This is a genomic window from Saccharopolyspora shandongensis (assembly GCF_900106995.1).
GTDB classification, from domain to species: domain Bacteria; phylum Actinomycetota; class Actinomycetes; order Mycobacteriales; family Pseudonocardiaceae; genus Saccharopolyspora; species Saccharopolyspora shandongensis.
Map to the genome: position 1 here is coordinate 13,805 of NZ_FNOK01000053.1, position 16,359 is coordinate 30,163.

Here is a 16,359-nt window from a genome sequence, read left to right on the forward strand (position 1 = left end):
GTGGGCGAATATGTTTCAGGTTTCAAGCTAACTCGATGCGGTAATCCTGGTCACATCTCGAATACTTTGCGTAGTGAACATCGTTTACGCAACGCAGTGACGGGCCTCCTGTCCACCCGGCATACGGGTGAATTACCAGGTCGAACCGAGTTGTATTAGAACGTCTTCATTTGTTTCCCGGTCGACTCCACCGGATCTGCGACTTGCGCGTGCACCGCCGTTGTCGGATATCTTGAGTTCAGCGTTTCGCTACTTCTCTCCGCTACCGTCGATGCCGCCGGATGGGGATCGGCTGCTCTATTACAGGAGGCATTCGTGCGCGGCAAGGCTTGGCAGATCACGAGGGCGGGCTTGTTCCTGCTCTTCGCGGTCCTGCTCGCCGTGCTGGGCCCGCTGAGTGCCGAAGCCGGCCCGCAATTGCGCACCGGACCTGCGGAAACGAAGTCCGAGACCGAGCACCGGGACAGCGAGAAGCTGCGCGAGCGGATGCCGGGAATCGCGCTGCACCGCCGCAGCGTCGAACGGCGGGAAGACCGCCGCCCGCTGTTGCCGCGCGGCCTGCAGGGCATCGCCCGCATCGAAAATCAGACCGAGGTGGAGGCGCTCCCGAATGCTGGGAGCAAGCCGCACCCCACATATGCCAAGCTCAAACATTCCCCCGCCACGCTCCAGGTCATCCGCCACTGATCGGCGGCTCGCTACGCATTCCGAGCCGACGACCAGGAGAGGCGACAATGAGCTTCGAACATTTCGTGCGACACGCCCGGCGACACCCGGGCATGCTTTCCGCTGACCGCCGCCAGCAGCTTGCCGCAGGTCAGAAACCGGCCGCGCTGTTCATCGGTTGCTCCGATTCGCGGGTGGTCCCATCGCAGATCACCGGCGCGGAACCGGGCAATCTGTTCGAACTGCGGACCGCGGGCAATGTGGTGCCGAAATACGCGCCGGATTCGGCGTCCAGCGAAATGGCCACCATCGAGTACGCGGTGCTCCAGCTGCGCGTGCCGGAGATCATCGTCTGCGGGCACTCGCACTGCGGTGCCGTGACGGCGTTGACCCTGGCCGGGCGCGGCCTGGAAGAACTGCCTGCGCTGCGGGGCTGGCTCGGCACCGACGGCCAGGACGGCGTCGAGCCGGACGATCCCAGCGTGCGCGCCGAGAGCAAGCGGCACATCCACGCGCAGCTGCAGACCCTGCGCGAGTACCCGTTCATCCAGGCCCGGATCGCCGCCGGCGAGCTGCGACTGCACGGCTGGTTCTACGAGATCGACACCGGCCTCGTCTTCGCCTGCCCGCAGAAGCCGGAAGCCACCGACTTCCTGCCGCTCTAACGACAGTTTCCAAACTCGGCCTACAAGAGCTGGCCCTAACACCTCCCGCCGGGTCGACGCCCGCACCGCCAGGTGCGCGGCGCGATACCCGTTTCCCGCATTTCGACCTGCCCAGGAGGGCATCGTGATAACTCGACTCGAAACGCCTCGCCCGGCGCGCCGGAGGCTCGGCGCGCCGCGCTGGCCGAAGGCCACCTTCGGCGCCGACCTGGGGGCCTCGCTGGTGGTGTTCCTGGTGGCGGTGCCGCTGTGCGTCGGCGTTGCCGTCGCCTCTGGCGTTCCCGCCGAACTGGGCATCGTCACCGGCATCATCGGTGGGCTCGTGGTCGGCCTGCTGCCCGGCAGCACGATGCAGGTGAGCGGCCCCGCCGCGGGCCTGACGGTGCTGGTGGCCTCGGCGGTGGACCAGCACGGGCTGGCCGCGCTCGGCGTGATCGTGCTCGGCGCCGGCGTGGTGCAGATCGTGCTCGGCCTGAGCAGGCTCGGCACCTGGTTCCGCGCCATCTCGCCGTCGGTGGTGCAGGGGATGCTCGCCGGCATCGGGCTGGTGCTCATCCTCGGCCAGATCTACCCGGTGGGCGGGCTCGCGCAGCCCGAGTCCACCTGGGCGAAGTTCGCCGAGATCCCGGACCTGCTGATCGCGGGGGCGACCACCGCGGAGGGCATCAGCGGCCTCGTGCTCGCCGCGCTGGCCCTGGGGATCATGAGCGGCTGGAAGAAGATGCCCGCGCGGCTGCGGCTCGTGCCCGGCGCGCTGATCGCCGTCGTGGCCACCAGCGCGCTGGCGGTGATCTTCGCGATGCCGGTGCACAAGGTCGAGGTCGGCTCGCTGCTCGCGGCGCTGAACGTGCCGACCGCCGAGGCCTGGGGCGGGCTCATGACGCCCGCCGTGCTCGGCTCGATCCTGACGTTCGCGCTGATCGCTTCGGCGGAAAGCCTGTTCAGCGCCGCGGCCGTGGACCGCATGCACGACGGCCCGAAGACCCAGTACAACAAGGAGCTCGTCGCGCAGGGCGCGGGCAACGCGCTCTGCGGCCTGCTCGGGGCGTTGCCGATGACCGCGGTGATCGTGCGCAGCGCCGCGAACGTGCAGGCCGGCGCGAAGACCAGGCTCTCCCGCGTGATGCACGGGTTCTGGCTGCTGCTGTTCGTGGTTCTGCTGCCCGGTGTGCTGGCCTTCATCCCGACGGCGGTGCTCGCGGCGCTGCTGATCCAGGCCGGCTGGAAGCTGCTGGAGCTGCGGCAGGTCGTCGCGCTGGTTCGGGAGCACCGCTCCGAGGCGTTCGTGCTGGTGCTGACAGCGGGCATGATCGTGGCCACGGACCTGCTGATCGGCACGCTGGCCGGACTCGCGGTCGCCATCGTCAAGACCGCGATCGAGGTGTCCCGGCTGTCGGTGCGCGCCGAGCACGGCGACGAGCAGGTGCGGGTCGAACTGGGGGGCAACGCGACGTTCCTGCGGCTACCGCGACTGCTGGACCACCTCGAACAGCTGCCGACCGGCAAGCACGTGCACCTGGACCTGACGATGGTCCGGCACCTCGACCGCGCTTGCCACCAGGCCGTCGAGCACTGGGCGGCGCAACGCCGCCGCGGCGACAGCACCGTCGAGGTCGCGATGCCGGCCCGCGTGGGCTGAGCGCGGCCGGCGCCGGGAATCGCGCCGCACCTCCTGGCCGGTGGGACGGTCGGTGGTGCCCGGTAGCGTCGAGGTGTGAGCGAGGGCTTGTTCGACGAAGGGCTGTTCGGCGCCGACACCGAGATGCGCGCGGGCGAGAAGTTGGCCGAGAACGCGCCGTTGGCGGTGCGGATGCGGCCCCGCTCGCTGGACGAGGTCGTGGGCCAGCAGCACCTGCTGGGGGCCGGGGCCCCGTTGCGTCGCCTGGTCGAAGGCGCGGCACCGGCATCGGTGCTGCTCTACGGCCCGCCGGGCACCGGCAAGACCACGCTCGCCAACCTCGTTTCGCTGGCCACCGGCCGCCGGTTCGCCGCGCTTTCCGCGCTGTCCTCCGGCGTCAAGGAGGTGCGCGCGGTCATCGAGGAGGCGCGTCGTCGGCTCGGCCGCTCGGGCGAGGCGACGGTGCTCTTCATCGACGAGGTGCACCGGTTTTCCAAGACCCAACAGGACGCGCTGCTGGGCGCGGTCGAGGACCGCACCGTGCTGCTGGTGGCGGCCACCACGGAGAATCCCCACTTCTCCGTGGTGGCCCCGCTGCTGTCGCGGTCGTTGGTGCTGCAGCTGCGCAGCCTGGAGGAAGACGACATCCGCACGCTGCTGCGCCGAGCGGTCGGCGAGGAACGCGGCCTGGGCGGTGCTTTGCGCCTGGCCGAGGACGCCGAGGCGCACCTGGTCGCGCTCGCCGGTGGCGACGCGCGGCGCGCGCTGACCGCGCTGGAAGTGGCGGCGGAGTCGGCGAGTTCGACCGGCGCGGACGCGATCGACCTGGCGACGGTCGAGGCCACCGTGAACCGCGCCGCGGTGCTCTACGACCGGGGCGGCGACCAGCACTACGACGTGGCGAGCGCGTTCATCAAGTCGATCCGCGGGTCCGATGTGGACGCCGCGCTGCACTACCTGGCCCGGATGGTGGAGGCGGGGGAGGACCCGCGGTTCATCGCCCGCCGGCTCGTCGTGCACGCCAGCGAGGACATCGGCATGGCCGACCCGACCGCGCTGCAGACCGCCGTCGCGGCGGCGCACGCGGTGCAGTTCATCGGGATGCCGGAGGGGCGGATCGCGTTGGCGCAGGCCACGATCCACCTTGCCACCGCGCCGAAGTCGAATGCGGTGATCATGGCGATCGACGAGGCGCTGGGCGACGTCCGGGCGGGCAAGGCCGGCCCGGTACCGCCGCACCTGCGCGACGGGCATTACGCCGGGGCGGAGAAGCTCGGCAACGCCAAGGGCTACCAGTACCCGCACAGCAAGCCGGAAGGCGTGCTCGCCCAGCAGTACCCGCCCCGCGAGCTGGTGGGCCGCGACTACTACCAGCCGACCGGCCGCGGCGCGGAGCGCACGCTCAGCGACCGGGTCCCGAAGCTCCGCGGCATCATCCGCGGCGAGGACTGAGCGCCCGCTGGACACCTGGCCCACGCCGTGGAGTCCGCAGTTTCAATTGAGGTTTTTCCAACCTCGATTTGCGTGGCGGTGCGGGTGGCGGAACCTCAGAGGCTCCCTGGTCTGTGGGTGCCCCTCCTGATGTATGTCCGATACACGGCGTCAGGGCCGTCCTCGCCAGGAAGCCTCTGAGAACCCGCGGCGGTGCAGGTGTCGTAGGTGGGTTATGCGCCTGCGGCGCATGCGGCACCCCATCGACGTGCAGCTTTGCGACCTGCGGCTGCGGGCCGACCAGGATGAAAAACGCTCATTGAAACTGCGAGCGGGGACCGTGGGGATGGTGGCGGTCGACCGGTGATGCCGGGGTGGGGCGGCAGGTAGATTCCGGCGGGGTTCTCGTCTCGAGGAGGTCGTTGTGGACAAGCGGATCGTGGTCAGCCGGGTGGTTCCGGAGTCCGCGCTGGACGTGCTGCGCGAGGTCGGCGACGTGCACGTCTGCCCGCAGGACCGGCCGCTGACCGCGCCCGAGCTGCGCGAGGCGGTGCGCGGCGCGCACGCGATCGTCACGATGCTGCACGACCGGGTCGACGCCGAGCTCGTCGAGGCCGCCGGCCCGCAGCTGGAGGTGGTCGCGAACGTGGCGGTCGGTTACGACAACGTCGACGTCCCGGCCGTGACCGGGCGCGGCGTCACCGTCACCAACACGCCCGGCGTGCTCGTCGACGCGACCGCCGACCTGACCATCGGGTTGCTGCTGATGGCGACCCGGCGGCTCGGCGAGGGCGAACGGCTGCTGCGGTCGCGCCGGCCGTGGACCTTCCACCTCGGCTTCATGCTCGGCGCCGGGTTGCAGGGCAAGACGCTCGGCATCGTCGGGCTCGGCGACATCGGGCAGGCCGTGGCCCGGCGGGCCCGCGCGTTCGGGATGGACATCGCCTACACCGGCCGCCGCCGCGTCGCCGCGGACGTGGAGGCCGAACTCGACGCCCGCTTCCTGACCAAGGACGAGCTGCTGCGCACCGCCGACGTGGTGTCCCTGCACTGCCCGCTGACCGAGCAGACCCGGCACCTCATCGACGAGGCGGCGCTCGCGGCCATGAAGCCGACCGCGTTCCTGATCAACACCAGTCGCGGCCCCGTGGTCGACGAGGGCGCGCTGGCCAAGGCCCTCCACGAGCACCGGATCGGCGGCGCGGCCCTCGACGTCTTCGAGCGCGAGCCCGAGGTGGAGCCCGCGCTGCTCGACCTCGACAACGTCGTGGTGGTGCCGCACCTGGGATCGGCGACCACCGAGACGCGAACCGCGATGGCCGAGCTCGCCGCCCGCAACGCCGCCGCGGTCCTCAGCGGCCGGGAACCGCTTAACCCGGTCCGCTCGTAACACGATCGGTTCGAGATGCGCGGGTCGACCGGCTCGTCCGCATGCGGTGCGGGACTCGGCTTGCGCCGCCGCGGGTCGGCTCTCGGCGAGGGCGGCGCGAGTCGGGCCGCCCTCGCCCAGGCGGCTTCCGGGGTTCCGCCAGCCACGCCGCCGCGTTCTCGTTCGTCAAATTGTTTGTCGAAGGGCGCCGCTCGTTCGCGGATCGGCGCCCAGGTCGGATGGGCGCGCCGCCCGGCGGTGCCCTCCCGCGGGCGTGGCCGACCGGGTGCGAGAGTGAGGATCGGGGCCGGTAACCTGACGCACGATCAACGGACCGGGCCGCGAGCTCGGTCCTACCGAATGACGTGGACATACGGGAGGGCACGTGACGCCCACGCAGATCGCCGCGCTGATCGCCGCCGGAGCGTTCGTGCTGCTGGTCGTGCTGCTGGCGATCCCGCTGATCAAGCTCGGCCGCACGCTGGACGAGGCGACCATCGCGATCCGCAAGGCGCACGAGAACTCCGATCCGCTGTTCACCGGGGCGAACTCGACCATCACGCACGTCAACACCCAGCTGGAGCGCGTCGACGGGATCACCGCCAACGCCAAGACGATCAGCGGCAACGTCTCGGCGTTGTCCTCGCTGTTCACGGCTACACTGGGTGGCCCGTTGGTGAAGACGGCGGCGTTCTCCTACGGGGTCAGCAAGGCCCTGCGGGCCCGCCGGAAGCGGCGGCAGGAGCCTGCTGGCCGGCACTTCCGCCGCAAGGGCAAAGGGGGGCGCAAGTGAGGCGCCTGTTCTGGTTCGGCGCCGGTGTCGCGGCCGGTGTCGCGGTGGCGCGCAAGCTCAACGAGACCGCCCGCAAGGCGACTCCGAGCGGCATGGCCGAGCAGCTGGGCGGCGCGGTCCGGGAGCTGGCCGGCGCGGTCGGCTCCTTCGGTGCCGAGGTGCGCGCGGGAATGCAGGAGCGGGAGCAGGAGCTGCACGACGTCGTCGAGCGCGGCAGCGCCGCGGACACGGTGCAGTTCCGCCGGATCGACGCCCCGATCGCCGACGAGGGCGCGGCCGGCAGTCGGCGAGCTCGCCGGGCGGGCCGCTGACGCCGGCGCCTTGGCGCCACCAGCCGTCCGCCGGTACCCCAAGCCGTCTCCGTCACCCGAGTTCCGAGGACCCACCGTGCAGACCCACGAGATCAACACCCGGTTCACCGAGCACTTCCGCGGCCGCGGCCACACCGTGGTGCCCAGCGCGTCGCTGATCCTGGACGACCCGACGCTGCTGTTCGTCAACGCCGGGATGGTTCAGTTCAAGCCCTACTTCCTGGGCGAGGCGCCGGCCCCGTACCCGCGGGCCACCAGCATCCAGAAGTGCGTGCGCACCGGCGACATCGACGAGGTCGGCAAGACGACCCGGCACAACACGTTCTTCCAGATGGCGGGCAACTTCTCCTTCGGCGATTACTTCAAAGAAGGCGCCATGGGGTTCGCCTGGGAGCTGCTCACCAAGTCCCAGGCCGACGGCGGCTACGGCTTCGACCCGGAGCGGCTGTGGGTGACCGTCTACGAGAAGGACGACGAGGCAGCCCAGCTGTGGCAGCGGGTCGCCGGCGTGCCCACCGAGCGGATCCAGGCCCGCGACGGCAAGGACAACTACTGGGACATGGGCGTGCCCGGTCCCGGCGGCCCGTGCTCGGAGATCTACTACGACCGCGGCCCGAAGTACGGCCGCGAGGGCGGCCCGATCGCCGACGAGGACCGCTACATCGAGATCTGGAACCTGGTGTTCATGCAGGACATCAGGGGTGAGCAGTCGCCGAAGCTGGGACACCCGCCGATCGGCACGCTGCCGACCAAGAACATCGACACCGGCATGGGCGTCGAGCGGGTGGCGTGCCTGCTGCAGGGCGTGGAGAACGTCTACGAGACCGACCTGGTCCGCCCGGTGATCGCCAAGGCCGAGGAGCTCTCCGGCCGCCGCTACGGCGCGAACCACGAGGACGACGTGCGGTTCCGCGTCATCGCCGACCACGCCCGCTCCGGCGTGATGCTGGTCGGCGACGGCGTCACCCCCGGCAACGAGGCCCGCGGCTACGTGCTGCGGCGGTTGCTGCGCCGGATCATCCGCTCCACCCGCCTGCTGGGCGTGCAGGAGCCGGTGCTCGGCGAGTTCAGCAAGGTCGTGCGCGACGCGATGGCGCCGAGCTACCCGGAGCTGGTCACCGAGTTCGACCGCATCGACTCGGTGATGCGCAACGAGGAAGAGGCCTTCCTGACCACCCTGACGGCGGGCTCGAAGATCTTCGACGTCGCGGTGGCCGAGACGAAGAAGGCCGGCGGCAAGCAGCTGGGCGGTGAGCAGGCCTTCCAGCTGCACGACACCTACGGCTTCCCGATCGACCTGACGCTGGAGATGGCCTCCGAGCAGGGCCTGACCGTCGACGAGCAGGGCTTCCGGAACCTGATGGCCGAGCAGCGCCGCCGGGCCAAGGAGGACGCCAAGGCCCGCAAGACCGGCCACGGTGACCTGTCGACCTACCGGACGCTGCTGGACCAGCACGGCACCACCGAGTTCATCGGCTACACCGACCTGCAGTCGCACAGCCGGGTGCTGGGCCTGCTGGTCGACGGCCAGCCGGTGAAGTCCGCCGCCGCGGGCACCGAGATCGAGCTGGTCCTGGACCGCACCCCGTTCTACGCCGAGGGCGGTGGCCAGATCGCCGACACCGGCCGGCTGGTCGGTCCCGGGGTGGCCGTCGAGGTGCACGACGTGCAGCGCGCGGTCCCGGGCCTGTTCGTGCACCGCGCCAAGGTCGTCGAGGGCGAGCTCGGCGTGGACACCACGCTGGAGGCCGCCGTCGACGTCGCGCGGCGCCACGCGATCGAGCGGTCGCACTCCGCCACCCACCTCGTGCACGCGGCGGTGCGCAGCGCCTACGGCAAGCGCGCCGCGCAGGCCGGTTCGCTGAACTCGCCCGGCCGGATGCGCTTCGACTTCACCGCCCCGTCCGCGGTGTCGACCGCCGTCCTCACCGGGGTCGAGGAAGAGGTCAACGACTACCTGCAGAGCGACATCGAGGTGCAGGCCTACACCACGACGATGGACCGGGCCATGGAGCTCGGCGCCGTCGCGCTGTTCGGCGAGAAGTACGGCGACCAGGTGCGCGTCGTCGACATGGGCGACTACTCCCGCGAGCTGTGCGGCGGCACCCACGTGCCGCGCATCGGCCGCCTAGGCGTGGTCAAGCTGGTCGCGGACTCCTCCGTGGGTTCCGGCGTGCACCGCGTCGAAGCGCTGGTCGGCATGGACGCGATGCGCCACATCAGCAAGGAGCACCTGCTGGTCAGCCAGCTCGCCGAGCAGTTCAAGGTGCCGTCCGACGAGCTTCCGGAGCGCATCCAGGGCGTGGTGTCCCGGCTGCGCAGCGCGGAGAAGGAGCTGCACCAGCTGCGCATCGCGCAGGTCCTGCAGTCCGCGGGCGAGCTCGCCGACAAGGGCACCGACGTGCACGGCGTGACGCTGGTGGCCGAGCAGGTGCCGGACGGCGTGGACGGCAACGCGCTGCGCGCGCTGGCCGGGGAGATCCGCGGCCGGCTCGGCTCCCGCCCGTCCGTGGTGGCGCTGTTCTCCGCCGAAGAGGGCAAGGTCAGCTTCGTGGTCGGCGCCAACGACGCCGCGCGGGACAAGGGCATCGCGGCGGGCAAGCTGGTGCCCGGCTTCGCGGCCGAGGTCGGCGGGCGCGGCGGCGGCAAGCCGGACATGGCGCAGGGCGGCGGCACGAACCCCGCGGGTATCACCGCGGCGATCGCGGCGCTGCGCACGGCCCTGGATCAGGTGGTGGCTGGCGGGTGACCGAACACCGGCAGGCGGAACCCGGACCGGGACGTCGGCTCGGCGTCGACGTGGGTGCGGTCCGGGTCGGTGTCGCGCTCAGCGACCCCGCCCCGATGCTGGCGACCCCGCTGGTCACCCTGCGGCGGGATGCCGACGGCGACACCGATCTCGCGCAGCTGGCCGAGCTCGTCGCCGAACACGAGGTGGTGGAAGTCGTGGTCGGCCTGCCCAAGACGTTGGCAGGCCGGCACGGAACCGCGGCGGAGACGGCGCAGTCCTACGGGGCGGCGCTCGCGGAGCGGATCGCGCCGGTGCCGGTGCGGTTCGCCGACGAGCGGCTGACCACCGTGACGGCCAGCCGGATGCTGTCGCAACGCGGAGTACGGGGGAAGAAGCAGCGAGCCGTGGTCGACCAGGCGGCCGCGGTGGAGATATTGCAGGCGTTCCTGGACAGTCGGGGGAAGACACGAGAGGACCTTTCGTGACCGACGATCTCGGATTGTTCGCGGACGAGCCCGACGAGCGGCAACGACGCGCCCCCGACCCAGAGCGGTTCCGCCGCCGCAAGCGGCGCCGCCTGGTGACCGCGTTGGCCAGCCTGTTCGTGCTGGTGCTGGTCGGTTGCGGCGTGCTGTACGCCACCAGCCAGCTGATGCAGATCGGTTCCTACGAGGACTACCAGGGCGAAGGTGCCGGTGACGTCGTCATCGAGATCAAGTCCGGGGAGACCGTCAGCGCCATCGGGCGCAACCTCGCCGAACAGGACGTGGTGGCCAGCACCAAGGCGTTCACCAAGGCCGCCGAGGGCAACCGGCAGATCAACAGCATCCAGCCGGGCTACTACCTGATGCGCAACAAGATGTCCGGCGACGCCGCCGTGACGCACATCCTGTCGGCGGCCGCGAAGGTCGGCCGGGTGGACATCCGCGCGGGCATGCGGCTGGAGGACCAGCTGGCGCCCGACAACGGGCACACCCCGGGCATCCTGACCAAGCTCGCGGAGGCCACCTGCGCCGGCGAGAACCCCACCTGCGTCACCTCCGAGGAGATGCACCGGGTCGCCGCGACCGCCGACCTGGCCTCGCTCGGCGTGCCGCAGTGGGCGCTCGCCGACGCCTCCAAGGCCGAGCCGAAGCGCCGGCTGGAGGGCCTGATCATGCCCGGCCTCTACGACGTGAAGCCCGGCGAGACCGCGGAGAACGTGCTCCGCGACGTGGTCACCCGGTCCGCGGCGGCGCTCGAGGTCGCCGGATTGCCGAAGGCCGCCGAGGGCAGTCGCTACAGCCCGTACGAGCTGCTCAAGATCGCGTCGCTGGTGCAGAGCGAAGGCATCACCAAGGACTTCGGGCAGATCTCGCGGGTGATCCACAACCGGCTCGCGCCGCCCGCGATGCACCTCGGGCTGGACTCCACGATCAACTACCCGCTGGACAAGCCGTCGCTGCTGACCAGGCCGGAGGATCGCGGGATAGACGGGCTGTACAACACGTACAAGAACTACGGCCTGCCGCCCACGCCGATCTCGGCGGTCAGCAAGGAAGCCGTGCAGGCGGCGGAGAAGCCGACCGACGGAACCTGGAAGTTCTTCGTGAAGTGCTACCCGGACGGCACCTCGTGCTTCGCCGACAACCAGGCGCAGCACGACGCCTACATCGACGAGGCACGGGCCCGTGGCGCGTTCTGAGCCGCGGCGGGCAGCGGTGCTCGGTTCACCGATCGAGCACTCGCTGTCCCCGGTGCTGCACGGCGCCGCCTACGCCGCGCTCGGCCTGGACGACTGGACCTACGAGCGGGTGGAGGCCGACGCCGACCGGCTCGTCGAGTTCGTCGCCGGGCTCGGCCCCGAGTGGGCCGGGCTGTCGGTGACCATGCCCGGCAAGCGAGCGGCGCTGGGCGTCGCGAGCGAGGTCAGCGAGCGGGCGGCGGCGGTCGGAGCGGCGAACACCCTGGTGCACCGGCCCGACGGCAGCTGGGCCGCGGACTGCACCGACGTCGACGGAGTCGTCGGAGCGTTGCGCAGCGCGGGCGGATTCACCACCGGCCACAGCGCGTTGGTCCTGGGAGCCGGCGGCACCGCCGCCGCGGCCCTGGCCGCGCTCGCGGAGCTCGGGCTGAGCGAAGCCACGCTCGCGGTGCGCGAGCCCGCGCGAGCGCGCGACGCGGCCGAGACCGCGGAGCGGGTCGGGCTGCGGGTGCGCGTGGAGCGGCTGGACCGCGTCGCGCTCGCGGACGCCGCGGCAGCGGCGGACGTCGTGGTGTCGACGCTCCCGGCAGGGGCGTTGGACGCGCAAGCGGCGGAGCTGGGGAAGGCCGCGTGCGTGCTGGACGTGGTCTACCACCCGTGGCCGACGCCGCTGGCCGCCGCGGTCACCGCGGCCGGCGGGCGGATCGCCACCGGGCTGGACATGCTGCTGCACCAGGCCTTCGGGCAGGTCGAGCAGTTCACCGGGCTTTCGGCGCCCCGCGAGGCCATGCGCGATGCCCTCGCCGCCGCCACCGGCGGCGAACTCCCGCTCCCGCTCTGACCGCGGTTGACCAGCAGCGTCGTGGGACGCCACCCGAACGGCTCGTGAGCAAGGCGACGTGTGAAGAGCCGGACAGGTGATCACCGGCGGGGTAAACAAACGTCGCCCGGATTCTCGAGTCTCGGGCGCAACCGCGGTCTGCGGGGGCCGGTGATCGTCCGGTGGTGTTTGGCCTGTCAGGCGCGGTCGTGGAGAGTGACCTGGTAGCCGTCGGGGTCGGCGAAGGTGAATGTCCGACCGAAGGGGCCGTCGATCGGTGCGGAGACGATGGTGTGACCGTCGGCGACGAGAGCATCGTGAATGGCCTGGACGTCGGTGGCGTGGAGCCAGATCGCGACACCGATGCCGGGCCGAGCAACGGATGCGAGATCGGTGCCGGGAACGACGTCGCGGAGTGCGAACGCGATCGGCTTCGTCTCGAAGACGACGGCGTGCGGAGGTCCGGCCTGCGAGCGGACGAGGCCGAGGTACTGCTCGTAGAACGCCTGTGAAGCGTTGAGGTCGCGCGCTTGGAGCGAGATGAAGTCGGGGCCGGTGGCGGGCATGATGATGCTCCTTCTTTCGTGTCAGTCTTCTGACACGGGGCAATCTATGTCAGAATACTGACATGAGTCAAGACGGTGTCGACCTGAAGACGTCACTGGGCTACCTGCTGAAAGAGGCGTCGAGCGCGCTCCGCGTAGCCATGGAGGAGGTGCTGCGGCCGCTAGGGATGAGCGTGACGCACTACTCCTGCCTCGAGCTGCTGGCTCAACGACCGGGCTTGTCGAACTCCGAGCTCGCGCGGGGCGCATTCGTGACCCGGCAGACGATGAACGTGCTGCTCCAGGCCCTGGAACGAGAGGGCCACGTGACCAGGCCTGCGGAGGCACCCGTCGGGAAGGTTCTTCCCGCGCGGCTCACGCCTCGCGGCCGGCGGAGCCTGGAGAAGGCGACCGTAGCGGTCCGGTCCGTCGAGGTCAGAATGCTGGCCGGCATGACCGAGACCGAGCAGTCAAACGCGTTCCGGATCCTGCAGAGCATGATCCATTCCCTGCGCGATGGCAACGACGGCGCATAGCTCGTCCCCCGGCGCACGTCTCGCCGCGCCCGGATAGGAGTGCAGCCGAGCGTGAAAATCCGTGCGGGCGACCTCGAAAACCGACAGACCCCGACTACACCCTCTTCTGCGATGAGCCGAAAAACGCTCAACGGAAATCGAGTCTCCGATTTCCACTGAGCGTTTTTCATCTTGGCTGGTGACCGCAGCCGCGACGGCTAGCGGACCGTATCCCGGAAGCGGTCGCATGCGCCGCAGGCGCATGGCCCACCTCTGCAGCTTGCACCGCCGCGGGTTCTCAGCGTTCGCCTGGCGAGGACGGCCCAACCGCCGTGTATTGGACATACATCAGGTTGGGCACCCACAGTCCAGGCGGACGCTGAGGTTCCGCCACCCGCACCGCTACGCAAAACGAGGATGAAAAACGCTCACTGGAATCGCGTGAGTTGTCCACATATGGCGAACGGCCCCTCCTCGGGATGGAGGGGCCGTTCGTGCTTCTCGGGGTCAGTTGTTGTCGAGGTCCGAGGCGACCAGCTGGGCGAGGTGGTCCAGCGCCGCTTCCGCGCCTTCGCCCTCGGCCGAGAGCACGACCTCGTCGCCGTGGCCCGCGCCCAGCGTCATCAGGCCCAGGATGCTGCCCGCCTCCACCGGCTCCGTGTCGTCCTTGCGGATCGTGATCTTCACGGACTGCGCTGCGGCGGCCTTGGCGACCAGTGCCGCCGGCCGCGCGTGCAGCCCGACCTTGCTTGCCACGGTGACCCGTCGCTCGAACATGGCTCTCCGTTCGTCGGGGGAATGGGGAACGCTGGCCGGGGATCAGCTCTTGTCGGGGCCCGACTTGACTCCCTCACCGGCATTATCCGTGCTCGCCTCGGCGTTTTCCGTGTCGTCCTCCTCACGGCCCGGGGTGCGCAGGTTCCACTTCGTGATCACGAACCGGAACACGAAGTAGTAGATGACCGCGTAGCCCAGGCCGATCGGGATCAGCCACAGCGAGTTCTGCGAGATGCCGAAGTTGAGCAGGTAGTCGATGGCGCCCGCGGAGAACCCGAACCCGGAGTGGATGTCCAGGGCGTTGACCAGCGCCATCGAGGTGCCGGTGAGCACCGCGTGGACCAGCAGCAGCGGCCAGGCCACGAAGATGAACGAGAACTCCAGCGGCTCGGTGATGCCGGTCAGGAACGAGGTCAGAGCGACCGAGATCATGATTCCGCCGACGACCTTGCGCTGCGACGGCTTCGCGGACTGCCAGATGGCCAGCGCCGCGGCGGGCAGGGCGAACATGAAGATCGGGAAGAAGCCGGTCATGAAGGTGCCCGCGGTCGGGTCACCGGCGAAGAACCGGGCGATGTCGCCCTTCTCACCGTGGTAGTCGCCGAAGAGGAACCAGACGACGTTGTTCGGGATGTGGTGCAGGCCGAACGGCAGCAGCAGCCGGTTGATCACGCCGTAGATGCCGCCGCCGATCACCGCGTTCTGGGTGACCGCGTCGCTGAAGGCGGTCAGCGCGGTGTCGAAGATCGGGAACAGCAGGCCCATGATCACGCCGGCGATCACCATGGCGAACGCCGTGATGATGGGCACGAACCGCCGCCCGCCGAAGAAGCCCAGGTAGGCGGGCAGCTTGATGCGGTGGTAGCGCTGCCACAGCCAGGCCGCGGTCAACCCGGCGACGATGCCGCCGAGGACGCCGTACGGGCCCTTGTTGAAGGCCTTGTCCGCATCGGTGCCGGTGATCTCCCAGAGCACGCCCGAGAGCACCAGGTAGCCGACCGCACCGGCCAGCGCCGTGGAACCGTCGGCCTTCTTCGCGAAGCCGATCGCCACACCGATCGCGAACAGCAGCGGCAGGTAGTTGAACAGCGAGTTGCCCGCCGCGCCGATCACACCGGCCACGGGCTGCATCCAGGGCAGCAGCGCCCCGAGGCCCTCCTTGCCGAGCAGGTCGTCCTGGCCGAGGCGGTTCAGCAGCGCGGCTGCGGGCAGGACCGCGATCGGCAGCATCAGGCTCCGGCCGAGCCGTTGCAGCAGGGCGAATCCCTTTCTGTCGCCCTTCGCCGCGGTGGCGTTGGCACTCATCGGTTACCTCCTGTGTCGTGGACACCGGGTCGTCTGGCGGGATGTTCGCGTCCGGTCGGCCCGGTGGGCCGCCTGGACGGGCGGTGGTGGCCGGCGCCGCTCGGGGTGCGGTCCAGCTGCATCGTCACCTGGTACAGGTCGCCGCGGTACCAGGAAGTCATGTCCTCGATCGGGCGCCCCTGGGCCGTGGAGATCCGGCGGAAAACCAGGACCGGGCTGCCGGCGCGGACGCCGAGCAGCCGCGCGGTTTCGGCGTCGGCGCCCTCGGCGAGCACGGTCTGCGTGCCGTTTTCCAGCTGCACCTCGTAGTCGCGGGCGAGCAGGGTGTACAGCGAGTCGGACAGGTCGCGGTCGAGCAGGCCGGGCAGCAGCCCGGCGTGGTACCAGCCGCGTTCCACCGCCATCGGCGCGCCGTCGGCCTTGCGCAGCCGGTACAGCCAGTACGCGGGCTGGTCGGGCCGGAGGCCGAGCGCCTCGGCGGTGGTCGGCGGCGGGATCGCCTCGGTCGCGTCGAGCAGCACCGTCTCCGGTCGCATGCCGCGGCGGCGCATGTCCTCGGTGAACGAGGCGAGGTGCAGTTGGGAATCCACCCGGGGCCGGGTGGTGAAGGTGCCCTTGCCGCGGACCCGCACCAGCAGGCCCTCGGCGACGAGCTGCCCGACCGCCTCGCGGACGGTGAGCCGGGAGACGCCGTAGCGCACCGCGAGGTCGCGCTCCGACGGCACCGGCGAACCGGGCAGCAGTTCTTCGCTCGCCAGCTCGCGCAGGATTTCCCGCAGCTGGGCGTGCTTCGGCGTCGGGCCGTCGCGCAGCACGTCAGTCACGCCCTCGGGGCGGGAACTGCCGTCCGCGGTTCGCCGTGCGGCCACGATGCCTCCATCGGTCTTGCTGGACATCGACGTCCGGTGTCTCAATGGACACCTGGCGCCGGTCGATCTCGAACGGATCGGATCCGGTGCTGTTCACCGGTCCGACCGAGTTGGTACTGTCCGGTCTAAACCAGTCGGTTGCGAACAATGCGCTTTCATGCAATCGAGTGTCAAGACGGCTCGCGATTCGTTGCCGCATCGACACCGAGTGGCGCAAGATCGTCGCGACGCGGTGCGCAACGCCCGCGTCGTCGGAGGAC

General features: G+C 70.3%; 17 protein-coding genes. 13 read left to right on the top strand and 4 right to left on the bottom strand.

Going from position 1 to position 16,359, the window contains the following annotated elements:
* The first annotated feature begins 315 nt into the window (after nt 1-315).
* The 12 genes from BLW84_RS36475 (at nt 316) to BLW84_RS36525 (ending at nt 12,109) form a co-directional block, all read left to right on the top strand.
* Entirely contained in the window at nt 316-687 is a 372-nt protein-coding gene (locus BLW84_RS36475) for a hypothetical protein (RefSeq protein WP_093275235.1), read from the top strand.
* Between the two features lie 47 nt (nt 688-734).
* A complete protein-coding gene (locus BLW84_RS36480) occupies nt 735-1,331 on the top strand; it encodes a carbonic anhydrase (RefSeq protein WP_093275238.1) in 597 nt (198 codons plus the stop codon).
* Between the two features lie 124 nt (nt 1,332-1,455).
* Nucleotides 1,456-2,970 carry a SulP family inorganic anion transporter gene (locus BLW84_RS36485; protein WP_177226884.1) on the top strand — a complete coding sequence of 505 codons (1,515 nt, stop codon included), beginning with the start codon at nt 1,456-1,458 and terminating at the stop codon, nt 2,968-2,970.
* Nucleotides 2,971-3,045: 75 nt separating this feature from the next.
* Entirely contained in the window at nt 3,046-4,401 is a 1,356-nt protein-coding gene (locus BLW84_RS36490) for a replication-associated recombination protein A (RefSeq protein ID WP_093275240.1), read from the top strand.
* Between the two features lie 214 nt (nt 4,402-4,615).
* Nucleotides 4,616-4,747: a hypothetical protein gene (locus BLW84_RS50035; protein WP_281247485.1), complete on the top strand. Its 132-nt coding sequence runs from the start codon at nt 4,616-4,618 to the stop codon at nt 4,745-4,747.
* Nucleotides 4,748-4,804: 57 nt separating this feature from the next.
* A complete protein-coding gene (locus BLW84_RS36495) occupies nt 4,805-5,770 on the top strand; it encodes a 2-hydroxyacid dehydrogenase (protein ID WP_093275243.1) in 966 nt (321 codons plus the stop codon).
* A 364-nt stretch (nt 5,771-6,134) separates the two neighbouring features.
* Complete coding sequence (locus BLW84_RS36500; RefSeq protein ID WP_010311092.1) at nt 6,135-6,542, top strand: DUF948 domain-containing protein; 408 nt, start codon at nt 6,135-6,137, stop codon at nt 6,540-6,542.
* Nucleotides 6,539-6,853 (top strand): hypothetical protein, encoded by a 315-nt coding sequence (locus BLW84_RS36505; protein ID WP_093275245.1) that lies wholly within the window; start codon nt 6,539-6,541, stop codon nt 6,851-6,853. Before BLW84_RS36500 ends, BLW84_RS36505 begins: the two co-directional genes overlap by 4 nt.
* 76 nt (nt 6,854-6,929) lie before the next feature.
* Nucleotides 6,930-9,602, top strand: a complete 2,673-nt coding sequence (gene alaS / locus BLW84_RS36510; protein WP_093275248.1) for an alanine--tRNA ligase — start codon at nt 6,930-6,932, stop codon at nt 9,600-9,602.
* Entirely contained in the window at nt 9,599-10,069 is a 471-nt protein-coding gene (gene ruvX / locus BLW84_RS36515; RefSeq protein WP_093275250.1) for a Holliday junction resolvase RuvX, read from the top strand. Before alaS ends, ruvX begins: the two co-directional genes overlap by 4 nt.
* On the top strand, nt 10,066-11,268 hold the full coding sequence (gene mltG / locus BLW84_RS36520) for an endolytic transglycosylase MltG (RefSeq protein ID WP_177226885.1): 1,203 nt from the start codon (nt 10,066-10,068) through the stop codon (nt 11,266-11,268). Before ruvX ends, mltG begins: the two co-directional genes overlap by 4 nt.
* On the top strand, nt 11,255-12,109 hold the full coding sequence (locus tag BLW84_RS36525) for a shikimate dehydrogenase (RefSeq protein WP_093275253.1): 855 nt from the start codon (nt 11,255-11,257) through the stop codon (nt 12,107-12,109). The genes mltG and BLW84_RS36525 overlap by 14 nt, the downstream gene beginning before the upstream one ends.
* A gap of 176 nt (nt 12,110-12,285) precedes the next feature.
* Here the strand turns inward: BLW84_RS36525 and BLW84_RS36530 are convergent, their stop codons facing one another.
* Nucleotides 12,286-12,654, bottom strand: coding sequence for a VOC family protein (locus tag BLW84_RS36530; protein ID WP_093275257.1), 369 nt, complete (start codon nt 12,652-12,654; stop codon nt 12,286-12,288).
* 62 nt (nt 12,655-12,716) lie between these two features.
* Here BLW84_RS36530 and BLW84_RS36535 point away from each other — a divergent pair, with 62 nt between their 5' ends.
* Nucleotides 12,717-13,169, top strand: coding sequence for a MarR family winged helix-turn-helix transcriptional regulator (locus tag BLW84_RS36535; RefSeq protein WP_093275259.1), 453 nt, complete (start codon nt 12,717-12,719; stop codon nt 13,167-13,169).
* A 486-nt stretch (nt 13,170-13,655) separates the two neighbouring features.
* On the opposite strand, the gene BLW84_RS36540 is transcribed toward BLW84_RS36535, so the two are convergent.
* From BLW84_RS36540 to BLW84_RS36550, 3 genes are read right to left on the bottom strand one after another with little or no spacing between them, the layout of a single operon-like run.
* Nucleotides 13,656-13,925, bottom strand: a complete 270-nt coding sequence (locus BLW84_RS36540) for an HPr family phosphocarrier protein (RefSeq protein WP_093275263.1) — start codon at nt 13,923-13,925, stop codon at nt 13,656-13,658.
* Between the two features lie 42 nt (nt 13,926-13,967).
* Nucleotides 13,968-15,230, bottom strand: coding sequence for a PTS transporter subunit EIIC (locus BLW84_RS36545; RefSeq protein ID WP_093275265.1), 1,263 nt, complete (start codon nt 15,228-15,230; stop codon nt 13,968-13,970).
* Nucleotides 15,227-16,099 carry a GntR family transcriptional regulator gene (locus tag BLW84_RS36550; RefSeq protein ID WP_245761639.1) on the bottom strand — a complete coding sequence of 291 codons (873 nt, stop codon included), beginning with the start codon at nt 16,097-16,099 and terminating at the stop codon, nt 15,227-15,229. The genes BLW84_RS36545 and BLW84_RS36550 overlap by 4 nt, the downstream gene beginning before the upstream one ends.
* Nucleotides 16,100-16,359: the final 260 nt, after the last annotated feature.